General features: G+C 57.1%; 12 protein-coding genes and 1 riboswitch. All 12 genes read left to right on the plus strand.

Annotation, left to right across the window (positions count from 1 at the left end; all coding sequences use genetic code 11):
• The first annotated feature begins 36 nt into the window (after window positions 1-36).
• Entirely contained in the window at window positions 37-300 is a 264-nt protein-coding gene (locus tag NSS83_RS23170) for a DUF1294 domain-containing protein (protein ID WP_036693313.1), read from the plus strand.
• 50 nt (window positions 301-350) lie between these two features.
• A complete protein-coding gene (locus NSS83_RS23175) occupies window positions 351-785 on the plus strand; it encodes a universal stress protein (protein WP_209992053.1) in 435 nt (144 codons plus the stop codon).
• 153 nt (window positions 786-938) lie between these two features.
• Window positions 939-1,040: riboswitch (purine riboswitch) on the plus strand.
• A gap of 243 nt (window positions 1,041-1,283) precedes the next feature.
• Window positions 1,284-1,769 carry a 5-(carboxyamino)imidazole ribonucleotide mutase gene (gene purE, locus NSS83_RS23180; RefSeq protein ID WP_341182669.1) on the plus strand — a complete coding sequence of 162 codons (486 nt, stop codon included), beginning with the start codon at window positions 1,284-1,286 and terminating at the stop codon, window positions 1,767-1,769.
• Entirely contained in the window at window positions 1,766-3,121 is a 1,356-nt protein-coding gene (gene purK, locus NSS83_RS23185) for a 5-(carboxyamino)imidazole ribonucleotide synthase (RefSeq protein WP_341182668.1), read from the plus strand. Before purE ends, purK begins: the two co-directional genes overlap by 4 nt.
• Before the next feature lie 6 nt (window positions 3,122-3,127).
• Window positions 3,128-4,423, plus strand: coding sequence for an adenylosuccinate lyase (purB, locus tag NSS83_RS23190; protein WP_341346560.1), 1,296 nt, complete (start codon window positions 3,128-3,130; stop codon window positions 4,421-4,423).
• A gap of 369 nt (window positions 4,424-4,792) precedes the next feature.
• Window positions 4,793-5,683, plus strand: a complete 891-nt coding sequence (locus NSS83_RS23195; protein ID WP_341346561.1) for a phosphoribosylaminoimidazolesuccinocarboxamide synthase — start codon at window positions 4,793-4,795, stop codon at window positions 5,681-5,683.
• 119 nt (window positions 5,684-5,802) lie between these two features.
• A complete protein-coding gene (gene purS / locus NSS83_RS23200) occupies window positions 5,803-6,048 on the plus strand; it encodes a phosphoribosylformylglycinamidine synthase subunit PurS (protein ID WP_039298247.1) in 246 nt (81 codons plus the stop codon).
• A 5-nt stretch (window positions 6,049-6,053) separates the two neighbouring features.
• Entirely contained in the window at window positions 6,054-6,743 is a 690-nt protein-coding gene (gene purQ, locus NSS83_RS23205; protein ID WP_341182665.1) for a phosphoribosylformylglycinamidine synthase subunit PurQ, read from the plus strand.
• Entirely contained in the window at window positions 6,721-8,967 is a 2,247-nt protein-coding gene (purL, locus tag NSS83_RS23210) for a phosphoribosylformylglycinamidine synthase subunit PurL (protein WP_341346562.1), read from the plus strand. Before purQ ends, purL begins: the two co-directional genes overlap by 23 nt.
• The gene (purF, locus tag NSS83_RS23215; RefSeq protein ID WP_341346563.1) at window positions 8,952-10,448 is read left to right on the plus strand and encodes an amidophosphoribosyltransferase; all 1,497 of its coding nucleotides are present in this window, start codon (window positions 8,952-8,954) and stop codon (window positions 10,446-10,448) included. Before purL ends, purF begins: the two co-directional genes overlap by 16 nt.
• 746 nt (window positions 10,449-11,194) lie before the next feature.
• A complete protein-coding gene (gene purM, locus NSS83_RS23220) occupies window positions 11,195-12,235 on the plus strand; it encodes a phosphoribosylformylglycinamidine cyclo-ligase (RefSeq protein ID WP_341182661.1) in 1,041 nt (346 codons plus the stop codon).
• A complete protein-coding gene (purN, locus tag NSS83_RS23225) occupies window positions 12,235-12,852 on the plus strand; it encodes a phosphoribosylglycinamide formyltransferase (protein WP_341182660.1) in 618 nt (205 codons plus the stop codon). The genes purM and purN overlap by 1 nt, the downstream gene beginning before the upstream one ends.
• The last annotated feature ends 44 nt before the right edge of the window (window positions 12,853-12,896 follow it).

Raw genomic sequence — 12,896 nt, forward strand, 5'->3', positions numbered from 1 at the left:
GAGCAAGGTAGGATGCTAGGAGGAGGGGCCGGAAGGATGGTCAAGGTGGTATTGCTGTGGTTCGCGCTGATCAACATTATCGGGTATGTAGTAATGTCGGAAGACAAGAACAAGGCCCGGAAAAGACGGGATCGGGTGCCGGAGAAAACATTGTTTCTGCTGGCGTTCATGGGCGGTGCGCTGGGTGTGCTGATTGCCATGTACCGCAAGCGCCATAAGACAAGGCATACTTCCTTCAGACTCGGAATTCCGCTGCTGCTGCTGCTGAATATGGTGCTGTATGGGTATTTTTTGAGGTAAGCCGCTTGAGGGCTTGGTAATGATGTAAATAATAGAAAGAGGTGGCGTAAATGTTATTCTCTAAAATTCTGCTTGCCTATGACGGTTCAAAGGCTTCGAATCAGGCTCTGGAACGGGCGATTGAGCTGGCTAAGGTAACTCCAGGGTCCTCCCTGTACGTCGTACACGCATTTGAATTCCCGCGGTTCTTCATCGGGGAAGCTCTCGCGCCTCTGCCGGCATCGGTGAACAAGGATTATTATGACCTCGCGGTCCAGACTACGGATGAAGTGAAAAGCCGTCTGGAAGCCGAAGGTCTAAATGCTACGGTAGAATTGCTGCAGGGATCGCCTGCGGAAATTATTCTGAATTATGCCAAGGAGCAGGATGCAGATGTGATTGTAATCGGCAGCCGGGGGCTGGGCGGTATCCGGGAATTCGTTCTGGGCAGTGTCAGCCATAATGTGGTGCAAAGTGCGCGCATTCCGGTGCTGGTTGTTAAATAATAGAAACTTTAGTAGAGGAACGCTGCGGCGTTCCCCTTTTTTTAGGCGAATTAGCGGGAATAAGATTTTCATTCATGCCCAAAAAGCGAACGATTTGCAGACATGATATGACAATGTTCGTGTTTAAGTTGACATGATGTGTAGGGCGTTGTTAAACTGAATCTATGAAGAGCTCGTATAAAACCGGGGATAGGGCCCGGAAGTTTCTACCCGGTAACCGTAAATTGCCGGACTACGAGGAAATAGGATAACTGGAACGACAGCAGATAGCCTCCCCGCAGACCGGGGCGGTGTTCCTGCATTCTCCTAACTGTTAGGATGGGGAGAGTGCGGCTGCCGGGCGGTTATCACCTGATTCCTTAGTAGTCCGGGTCCACCCGCAGCAGAATGCGTCTGGAGTCCGGGCTATTTTTCACGGTTCATGCGGGAATTGGCAGGAAACGGGACACACTGAAATCAGAGAAATCTCTATTACGGAAATGGAAGGCTGGGTGAACGATGTCTGTGCAAGTAGGTGTCATTATGGGCAGCAAATCGGACTATGAAACGATGGAGCATACCTGTGCGGTGCTGGAGGAGCTGGGCATAGCTTATGAGAAAAAGGTTGTCTCCGCACACCGCACGCCGGATCTGATGTTCCGTTATGCCGAGGAGGCGGCGGAGCGCGGCCTGCGGGTCATTATCGCCGGAGCGGGCGGCGCGGCGCATCTGCCGGGTATGGTGGCTGCTAAGACCACGCTGCCGGTCATCGGTGTACCTGTGCAGTCGAAAGCCTTGAACGGCATGGATTCGCTGCTGTCTATTGTGCAGATGCCGGCGGGTGTCCCCGTAGCCACGGTAGCTATCGGCCGTGCCGGAGCTATTAATGCGGGGCTGCTGGCGGCGCAGATCATCGGCGCCTTTGAGCCGGAGGTGGCGCAGCGGGTGCAGCTGCGGCGCGAGGCGACCCAGCGCGAGGTGCTGGAAAGCAGCGAGAGCTTATGAGCCCGGAGGAGCTGAAAGCCGGACGGCTGGAGGGTGGCGCGGAGCAGGCTAAGGCTGAGCGAAGGATGAAGGCTGAAGGTGCCGGGGCGGAACGCGCGCTAAAGGCTGAAGGCAGAGAGATAGCTGCCGGAGCGGAGCCGGAGCGGGAAGAGACCGGGGCGCAGCCGCCACGGACGCTGCTGCCCGGCGCAACGATCGGCGTGCTCGGCGGCGGGCAGCTCGGGCGCATGATGGCGCTGTCCGGCAGCGCCATGGGCTACCGCTTCGTGGCGCTGGACCCGGCAAAGGATGCGCCGTGCGGGCAGATTACGCCGCAGATCACTGCGGCGTATAACGACCGGGACGCCGCGCGCGAGCTGGCGCGGCGCTCCGACGTTATCACGTACGAGTTCGAGAACGTGGACGCGGGCGTAGCCGCGCTGCTGGCGGAGGAATCGTACGTGCCGCAGGGCAGCGCGCTGCTGTATACGACGCAGCACCGGCTGCGCGAGAAGGCGGCGATCGAGGCGGCGGGCGTGCCCGTTGCCCCGTACCGCAAGGTCGGCAGCCTGGCGGAGCTGGAAGCGGCGGCTGCCGGCCTGGGCCTGCCCTGTGTGCTGAAGACAGCCACAGGGGGGTATGACGGCAAGGGACAAGCCGTCATCCGCAGACCGGAAGAGCTGGCCGCAGCGTTCCGGCAGGTCGCTCCGGGTGCATTGGCCCAGGCAGACGGGGCCGCGCCAGTGGACGTCCCCGAGCTGGTGCTGGAGAAATTCATCACTTTCAAATGTGAGATTTCGGTTATCGCCGCCCGTAGCGCATCTGGGGAGGTCAAGAGCTTCCCGCCTGCCGAGAATATTCATGTGGATAACATCCTGCATCTCTCGATTGTACCTGCGCGGGTGCCGGAGGAGATTCAACAGCGGGCCTGTGAGCTGGCCGAGCGGATTGTCTCCGGCATGGAGGCGGTTGGACTGCTGGCGGTTGAGATGTTCGTGACGGAGGATGGAGAGCTGTTCGTCAATGAACTTGCGCCGCGTCCGCATAACTCCGGCCATTACACGATGGATGCCTGCGTAACCTCGCAGTTCGAGCAGCATGTGCGGGCCATCTGCAATCTGCCGCTGGGCGATACCTCACTGCTTACTCCTGTGGTGATGGTGAATGTACTCGGCCAGCATCTGGATGGAGCCATTCAGGCAGCCTGCCTGGCGAGTGAAGAAGCAAACAGGCTTGGGGTATCAGCCAAGCTTCATATATACGGCAAGACGGAGAGCAAGACCGGCCGCAAAATGGGCCATATCAACCTGCTCTGCAAGGATACCGGCGACGGATTGTCCTGGGTAGAGCAAACTAACCTTTGGAGGAACTGACAAGCTATGATCGAACGTTACAGCAGACCTGAGATGCGGGCCATTTGGACCGAAGAGAATAAATTCAATGCGTGGCTGGAAGTTGAAATTTGCGCCTGTGAGGCGTGGGCCGAGCTGGGAGTCATCCCGCATGAGGATGCCGCGAAGCTGCGCAAGGATGCCAAATTCGATATCGCGCGGATCGACGAGATTGAGCTGGAGACGCGCCATGATGTAATTGCTTTTACCCGTGCGGTATCCGAGAGTCTTGGTGCAGAGCGCAAATGGGTGCATTACGGACTAACCTCGACAGATGTGGTCGATACGGCGCTGGGTTACCTGCTGCGTCAGGCCAACGAGATTCTGGAGCAGGATATTATCCGGTTTATTGAGATTCTAAAAGACAAAGCTATCGCCTACAAGGATACCCCGATGATGGGCCGTACCCATGGCGTACATGCAGAGCCCACGACATTCGGCCTGAAGATGGCGCTGTGGTATGAGGAAATGAAGCGGAACCTGGAGCGTTTCCGTCATGCAGCGAACGGCGTACAATTCGGCAAAATCTCCGGGGCCGTCGGCACCTATGCCAACATCGACCCGTTCGTGGAAGAATTCGTCTGCCGCAAGCTGGGCACCAGCCCGGCACCAATCTCCACGCAGACCCTGCAGCGTGACCGTCACGCGGAATACATGGCGGCATTGGCACTGGTTGCCACTTCCCTGGACAAGTTCGCTACCGAGATCCGCGCTTTGCAGAAGAGTGAGATCCGCGAGGTCGAGGAGGCTTTTGCCAAGGGTCAAAAGGGCTCGTCCGCGATGCCGCACAAGCGCAACCCGATCGGCAGCGAGAACATCTCCGGCCTGTCGCGTGTCATCCGCGGCCATATGATGACAGCTTATGAGAACGTGCCGCTGTGGCATGAACGTGATATTTCGCATTCTTCCGTAGAACGGATCATCCTGCCGGATGCGACCATGCTGCTGAACTACATGCTGAACCGCTTCGGCAACATCGTGAAGAACCTGACTGTATTCCCTGAAAATATGAAGCGCAACATGAACCGTACCTTCGGCGTTCCGTTCTCCGGCCGCATCCTGACCAAGCTGATCGACAAGGGCTTCAGCCGCGAGCAGGCATATGATACTGTGCAGCCGCGCGCGATGCAGGCTTGGGAGGAACAGACCCAGTTCCGTGACATCGTGGAAGCCACCCCGGAAATCACAGCCGTGCTTAGCGCGGAGGAGATCGAGGATGCGTTCAACCCTTCCTGGCATCTGAAGCATGTGGACACCATCTTCCGCAAGCTGGAGCTGATCTAATCTTTAAAAATAGTAAGTCAGTGGTGAAGGGATGAGCTGGAGAAGAGTTGGGCGGAGTGTTGGGGGAACTTGTTGTTCTGGAGCGTAAGCGGCAGAATTGAATTGTATAGGCAAGTTAATAAGGAACGGAGAGGAATTTTGGAACTGGAGAAGCGTCAGCGTTCGCCTTTATCCTCGGATTTTTACCGCGATCAGCGGTTCAAAATCAGGAAATCTGAGGATAACAGCGATCGGAAGTCCAAAATTTTTTGGAGTGTTACCAGTTAACTGACCGTTTATTTCAGTTCTCCAGCGTAGCGGAGAATGACGGCGCCCCAGCGCTTTTAGCCCAAATATACGCAAGATCATTTGTTCAAGGGGGGAAAGGTCATGACACACCTAGCCGTATCCACTGCCGTGGAACTAGTAAATGCGCCGCTGCTCTACAAAGGCAAGGTTCGTGAGCTGTACGATTTGGGAGATGAGGTGCTGATCGTCGTTACCGACCGGATCTCCGCATTCGATTATGTGCTGGACCCGGCGGTGCCGGACAAGGGCAATGTGCTGAACCGGCTCAGCGCCTTCTGGTTCGGCCAGACCCGGGAGCTGATCGAGAACCATGTGGTGCATATCGAGGTGGACAAGCTCGGGGATATTGTGAAGGACCGGGAAGCGCTGAAGAACCGGATCATGGTGGTCCGCAAAGCCGAGCGGATTGATATCGAATGTGTCGTGCGCGGCTGCATTACCGGCGGCGGCTGGCGGCAGTATCAGGAGACCGGTCAAGTCAACGGTATCGAGCTGCCCAAAGGACTGCGCAAGAATGCCGTGCTGGCAGAGCCTATTTTCACACCTGCGGCTAAGAATGATGTCGGTCACGATGAAGACATTCCGTTCGGGCAGATGCAGGAACAGATCGGCGCAGAGCTTGCACAGGAGCTGAAGGAGAAGAGCCTGAAGCTGTTCGCTTTTGCCAGAGCCTATTGTGAAGAACGCGGCATCATCCTCGCCGATTGCAAATTCGAGTTCGGTCTGCTGGATGGTAAGGTGATTCTGATCGATGAGATCTTCACGCCGGATGCTTCCCGCTTCTGGGCCAAGGACAAGTACGCTCTGGATATTGAGATCGACAGTATGGATAAGGAGCCAGTTCGCACGTACCTGTCAGCCTCCTCCTGGGACAAAAACAGTACGCCGGACCCGTTGCCGGCTGAGGTGGTCGAAGAGACATCGCGCCGGTACCTGGATATCTATCACCGCTTGACCGGGAAGTCGCTATAAGGAAAACCCTCTTTTGTAAATTAGCCATTAAGTGTTAACTGTACTTAGCGTAGGTGAGCGTTTCTTTTTCAGATAAAGGCCCATTCAGTTCATTAAACTCTAGGAGGAACTACAAGCGTATGTTAAAAGCGACAGTCTACGTCACCATCAAGAAAAGCGTGCTCGACCCTCAGGGGGTTGCCGTGCAGGGTGCCCTGCATTCCGTTGGATTTCAGGAAGTTGAAAGTCTGCGGATTGGCAAGTATATGGAGCTGACCCTCGATACCGATAACCGCGCTGAAGCGGAAGGACGCCTGAAGGACATGTGCGAGAAGCTGCTGGCCAACACGGTGATCGAGGATTACCGCTACGAATTGGAGGACTAAACGTCATGAAATTTGCGGTACTTGTCTTTCCAGGCTCCAATTGTGACATTGACTGCTACAAGGCAGTAGAAGACAGTCTCGGCGAACCAGTAGATTATGTATGGCATACAGCGACAGACCTGTCGGCGTATGACTGCATTCTTGTGCCAGGCGGCTTCTCTTATGGTGACTATCTGCGCTGCGGCGCAATCTCCCGGTTCGCTCCGGTAATGGCTGAAGTGGCTAAGGCGGCAGAGCAGGGCAAATTCGTGCTCGGTATCTGCAACGGGTTCCAGATTCTGACCGAAGCAGGTCTCCTGCCGGGCGCGCTGCGCCGCAACATGTCGATGAAGTTCCGTTGTCATGACTCGGTGCTTAAGGTCGTTAATAACACAACCCCGTTTACTATTGACTATGCGAAGGATGAAGAGATCGTCATTCCTATCGCGCATGGCGAAGGCAATTACTATTGTGATGAAGAGACGCTAGCAGAGCTTCAGGCGAACAACCAGATTGTATTCACCTACAGTGACAACCCGAACGGTTCGGTGGCTGATATTGCCGGAATCAGTAATAAGGCGGGCAATGTAGTCGGCATGATGCCGCACCCGGAGCGTGCAGCGAACAGCCTGCTGGGCTCGGAAGACGGCAAACGGATGTTCACATCCATTCTCAAGACATGGAGGGATCGTTATGACGCAGCAAGTATCCGCTAAGGAGCCGAACGCAGAGCAGATCGCGGAGCAGAAAATCTACAGTCAGTTCGGTGTATCAGACAGCGAATATGAGCTCATTACCTCCTTCATGGGACGTAAGCCCAATTATACAGAAATCGGTGTGTTCAGCGTCATGTGGTCTGAGCACTGTGCATATAAGAACTCCAAGCCGCTGCTGAGCCGCTTCCCGACAAGCGGGCCGAAGGTGCTGATGGGACCGGGTGAAGGCGCGGGCATCGTGGACATCGGTGATAACCAGGCCGTTGTCTTCAAAATCGAAAGCCACAACCATCCGTCGGCGGTAGAGCCTTATCAGGGCGCGGCGACTGGAGTGGGCGGGATTATCCGCGATATTTTCTCCATGGGAGCAAGACCGGTGGCCTTGCTGAACTCCCTGCGTTTCGGGAAGCTGGAAAGTGACCGGGTCAAATATCTGTTCGAGCATGTCGTGTCCGGGATTGCAGGCTACGGCAACTGTATCGGCATCCCTACTGTCGGCGGGGAAGTTATGTTCGACAACAGCTATGACGGTAATCCGCTGGTGAACGCGATGTGTGTCGGTCTGATTGATCATGACAAAATCCAGCGCGGCGTTGCTAAAGGGGTGGGCAACCCTGTCTTCTACGTAGGTCCGCCTACTGGCCGTGACGGGATTCACGGTGCGACCTTTGCCTCTGTGGAACTGAGCGAAGAATCCGAAGCTAAGAAGACAGCGGTTCAGGTCGGCGATCCGTTCATGGAGAAGCTGGTAATGGAATCCTGCCTGGAGCTGATCGACAGCGGTATCGTCCTCGGCATTCAGGATATGGGCGCAGCCGGACTGACCTGCTCCAGCGCGGAAATGGCGAGCAAGGCAGGCAACGGTCTGGAACTCTATCTGGATCAGGTGCCGCAGCGTGAAGACGGGATGACCCCGTATGAGATGATGCTCTCGGAATCCCAGGAGCGGATGCTGTTCGTGGTGGAGCCTAAGGATGAGGCTCAGGCCCAGGAAATCTTCGATCGTTGGGGCGTCATCTGCCGCAAGGTGGGTAAGGTGACCGATGACGGCCGCCTGAAGCTGTTCCATCACGGTGAAGTAGTAGGCGATATGCCGGTGAAGGCGCTGGTGGATGAATGCCCTATTTATAACAAACCATCGGCAGTTCCTGCTTATTATGAGGAGAATGCCACGGTAGATACGCTCCGTTATGAAGAAGTTACCGATCTGGGCGGCGCTTTGCGTACCGTACTGGGTTCGCCTACGGTAGCAAGCAAAGCATGGGTGTACAACCAATATGATTACATGGTACGCACCAGTACTGCGGTTCGTCCGGGTTCCGATGCGGCAGTGGTAACCATTCATGGCACCCGCAAAGGTCTGGCGATGACGACTGACTGCAACGGCCGTTATGTCTATCTGGACCCTGAAGTGGGCGGACGCATTGCTGTCAGCGAAGCGGCGCGCAACATCGTCTGCTCCGGTGCCCAGCCGCTGGCGATTACGGACAACCTGAACTTCGGCAGCCCGGAGAAGCCGGAGATCTTCTGGCAGATGGAGCGGGCGGTAGACGGTATGGCGGAAGCTTGCCGGGTGCTGGATACGCCGGTTATCGGCGGGAATGTCAGCCTGTATAACGAAAATGCCTCCGGGTCCATCTACCCGACACCTGTTGTTGGCATGGTCGGTCTCATTGAAGATACGGATCACATTACAACCCAGGCGTTCAAGCAGGAAGGCGATGCTGTATTGCTCCTGGGTGTGACGAAGGCAGAGCTGGGCGGCAGTGAATTCCAGTATGCCGTTCACGGCGTGACTGAAGGCCGTCCACCGGAGCTGGACTTGGCTACAGAGCGCAAGCTGCTCGATGCTGTTCTGGCTGCGATTCGTAGCGGTGTGGTCCGTTCGGCTCATGACTTGTCTGAAGGCGGTCTGGCCGGAGCCCTGGCAGAGAGCTGTATCAGCGGCAGCACCGGCGCGAATATTGAACTGTCTGCGGGCGGATTACGCCCGGATGTGGCGCTGTTCAGCGAGAGCCAGTCCCGTATAATTCTGACTTCGGCACCTGAGCATGCAGAGGAACTGAAGGCGGCAGTTGCTGCGTACGGCGTGCCTGTAGAGATCATTGGAACCGTGGGCGGAGAGCGCCTGCGTGTTACACTGGACAATTCGTCTGCACTGGATGAAGCTGTTAGCGAACTGAAGACCATTTGGGAGGATGCTATTCCATGTCTTATGAAATAAAGACCGGGAACAAGCAGGAAGCCCCTATCCTGTGGACCGGCGACTTTTACAATGAAGGAACGGGCTCGGGAGATATTTTTGACACGTTAAAAGAAGAATGCGGCGTCTTCGGGGTCTTCGGACACCCGGAGGCTGCCTCCATGTCCTATTATGGCCTGCATGCCCTGCAGCACCGGGGAGAAGAGAGCGCGGGCATCTGCGTGGCGGATGGACGCGACTTCAACTATCACCGCGGCATGGGCCTGGTGAAGGAAGTCTTCGATAAAGACAAAATCGCTTCACTGGTGGGAGACATGTCCATCGGCCATGTGCGGTACTCCACCAGCGGAGACAGCCGGCTGACCAATGCGCAGCCGCTGGTCTTCAAATACCGTGACGGCGATCTGGCGATTGCCACGAACGGCAACATCGTCAACGAGCCGCTGATCCGCAAGCAGCTCGAACAGGGCGGCTCGATCTTCCAGACGACTAGTGATACCGAGGTGCTGGCGCATCTGATTGCGCGGTCACAGAAGGATTTTGTCGAAGCGACGAAGGATGCCTTGTCGCAGCTGGTCGGCGGCTTCGCCTTCCTCTTGATGACCAATGACAAGCTGATTGTCGCCTCAGATACCCACGGACTCCGTCCGCTCGTGATGGGCCGTCTGGGCGAAGCCTATGTCTTCGCTTCCGAGTCGTGTGCGCTTGAAGTCATCGGCGCTGAGCTGGTGCGTGATATTGAACCGGGTGAGCTGTTGGTGCTGGATCAGAACGGCTTCCGTGAAGACCGCTTCGCAGAGCCTAAGCGCAAAGCACTGTGTGCGATGGAGTACATCTACTTCGCCCGCCCGGACAGCGACCTGAACGGCTCCAACCTGCACTCCGCCCGCAAGCGTATGGGCAGCCGTATGGCGCTCGAAGCCTTCGTGGATGCGGATATTGTCACCGGCGTGCCGGATTCCAGTATCTCCGCCGCCATCGGCTATGCCGAGCAGACGGGCATCCCGTACGAGCTGGGACTAATCAAGAACAAATATACCGGCCGTACGTTCATCCAGCCCAGTCAGGAGCTGCGTGAGCAGGGCGTCAAGATGAAGCTCAGCGCGGTACGCCGCGTCGTGGAAGGCCAGCGCGTAGTGATGATCGACGATTCGATCGTGCGGGGTACCACTTCGCGCCGGATCGTCAACCTGCTGCGCGAAGCCGGAGCCTTAGAGGTCCATGTGCGGATTACCTCGCCGCCGTTCAAGAATCCGTGCTTCTATGGCATCGATACTCCCGACCGCCGGGAGCTGATTGCCTCTTACAAGACCATCGCCGAGATGTGCGAGGAGATCAACGCCGATTCTCTGGCGTTCCTCTCTCCCGAAGGGCTGATCCAGTCCATCGGCGGCTATAATAGTGACGACTATAAAGGCGGCCTATGCCTGTCCTGCTTCGACAATGATTACCCGACGCAGGTGGATTTCGGCGGGGAAGAGAAGGATGGATGCAGCTGTTAACATCCCCCTAAGTCCCCCTTGCGAAGGGGGATTCCGGAGGGCGCTGCCCTCCGGCCACCCGAAAGTTTGGTGGAAGGAGCTTGCTCTAAACTTGCTAAGTAGGCTTGGGTGCGGGTCCCCGCTTTGTCCCTGTGTGCTGCACGGACGGGACACGCTTAGCGGCGCTGCCCCCCGGCGGCCTGCGGTCCGCCGGCCCCTCCGGCTCCTCCGGCTCCAGAATCTGTCCTGTTTGCTGCGCAAATCCGGAGATTCTGTTGCCTTAAGGCCCGCACGGCTTCGCCCGTGCAGGCCAAGCTCCCGCCCCCGTCCTATTTGCTGCCGCAAAATCGGGGTGACGGTCGCTTTAAGAGCCCGCACGGCTTCGCCCGTGCAGGCCAAGCTCCCGCCCCCGTCCTGTTTGCTGCCGCAAAGTCGGGGGACCGGTCGCCTAAGGAGGCGCTGTGCGAAGCCCAGCGCCGACCCCTTGCCGCTGTGCAAGGCGCGAAGCTTCGGCTTGCGGCAGGGATTTAAACCCGGTGGTTGGAGTCATGGAGAGGAAATTTGGAACTGTAGGAGCGGTAGCGTCCGCCTTTATGGCCCGATTTCTACCGCAAATAGCGGTATCAATCAGGAAATCGGGCCATAACAGCGGCCGGAAGTCCAAATGTTCCTCGGAATGACGACTATAACCACCCCAGAAGTGAAGGTTTCAAATCCCTGCCGCCCCGAACCCGCGCTCTAAACTAATCTAAATGAGGTGTCCAAACGTGTCAGAAGCGTACAAGAAAGCCGGAGTGGATATTGCGGCTGGCAATGAAGCAGTAGAACGCATGAAGAAGCATGTGAAGCGCACATACCGTCCGGAAGTGATGACGGAGCTGGGCGGCTTCGGCGCCCTGTTCGGCCTGAATAAGGACAAGTACGAAGAGCCGGTTCTCGTATCGGGAACAGATGGTGTGGGCACGAAGCTGAAAATCGCGTTCGCGGCTGACCGCCACGACACGATTGGCATCGATGCGGTCGCCATGTGCGTGAATGACATCGTGGTACAGGGCGCTGAGCCGCTGTTCTTCCTCGATTATCTGGCCTGCGATAAGGTTGTGCCGGAAAAGATTGAAGCCATCGTATCCGGGATCGCGGAAGGCTGCCATCAGGCGGGCTGCGCGCTGATCGGCGGCGAGACTGCCGAGATGCCGGGCATGTATGCGGCGGGCGAATATGATATCGCCGGATTCACTGTCGGCGTGGCCGATAAGGCGAAGCTGGTCACCGGAGCAGACATTGCTCCAGGAGACACAGTTATTGGACTGGCTTCGAGCGGGATTCACAGCAATGGCTTCTCGCTGGTGCGCAAGCTGCTGCTGGAGGAAGACGGTTACGGCCTGGATGAGGTTGTACCAGAGCTGGGAGCGCCGCTGGCGGACGTTCTGCTGGCTCCAACCCGGATCTACGTGAAGCCGCTGCTTGCTCTGCTCGAACAGCTTCCGGTCAAGGGCATGGCCCATATTACCGGCGGCGGGTTCATCGAGAACATTCCGCGTGTATTGCCGGATAATGTAAATGTAGAGATCAACTACGGCTCCTGGCCGATTCAGCCGGTCTTCAGCCTGATGCAGAGCAAGGGGCAGGTAAGCAACCGCGACATGTTCACCACGTTCAATATGGGCGTGGGGCTGGTGCTGGTAGTGGCGGAAGCGGACGGAGAGCGTGCGCTGGAGCTGCTTAAGGCCAGCGGGGAAGAGGCTTACCGGATCGGCACGGTTACTAAAGGAGAGCGCATCGTTACCTTCACGGGAGTTGAAGTCTGATGGAGTGGAGCCGAATCGCTGTCTTTGCCTCTGGAACGGGCAGCAATTTCGCTGCACTGGTCCAGGCACAGCGGGAGGGCAGGCTGGGCGGAGGCAGCATAGAGCTGCTGGTCTCGGATAAACCGGAAGCGCCTGTAGCACAGCGGGCAGAGGAGGCAGGAATTCCTGCTCTGCTGCTGCGGCCGAAGGACTTCGCGGGCCGGGAGCAGTACGAGGCCGCGATTGTGGCTGAATTGCAGCGCCGGAACATCGGACTGGTGGTGCTGGCCGGCTATATGCGGCTGATCTCCCCCGTTCTGCTCGCACCGTATGCCGGACGGATCATCAACATTCATCCTTCGCTGCTGCCGGCGTTTGCCGGGAAGGACGCCATCGGGCAGGCGCTGGAGTATGGCGTGAAGCTGACGGGCGTGACCGTGCATTTTGTAGATGGAGGCATGGATACGGGACCGGTGATTGCCCAGCGCAGCGTGGAGGTCCAGTCTGGAGATACCGCCGAATCGCTGGCTGCACGCATCCATCAGGTGGAATACGCGCTATATCCTGAGGTGGTAAGTGCTTTTGCCGCCGGAAAAGTAGAATTGAACGGAAGAATGGCGACCATTGGCGATAAATAGAAGTAGCTGTATATTTCTCGGGAAATACTGCTGAGGCGTCAGAA

This window comes from Paenibacillus sp. FSL H3-0469 (assembly GCF_038051945.1).
Classification (GTDB): domain Bacteria; phylum Bacillota; class Bacilli; order Paenibacillales; family Paenibacillaceae; genus Paenibacillus_AQ.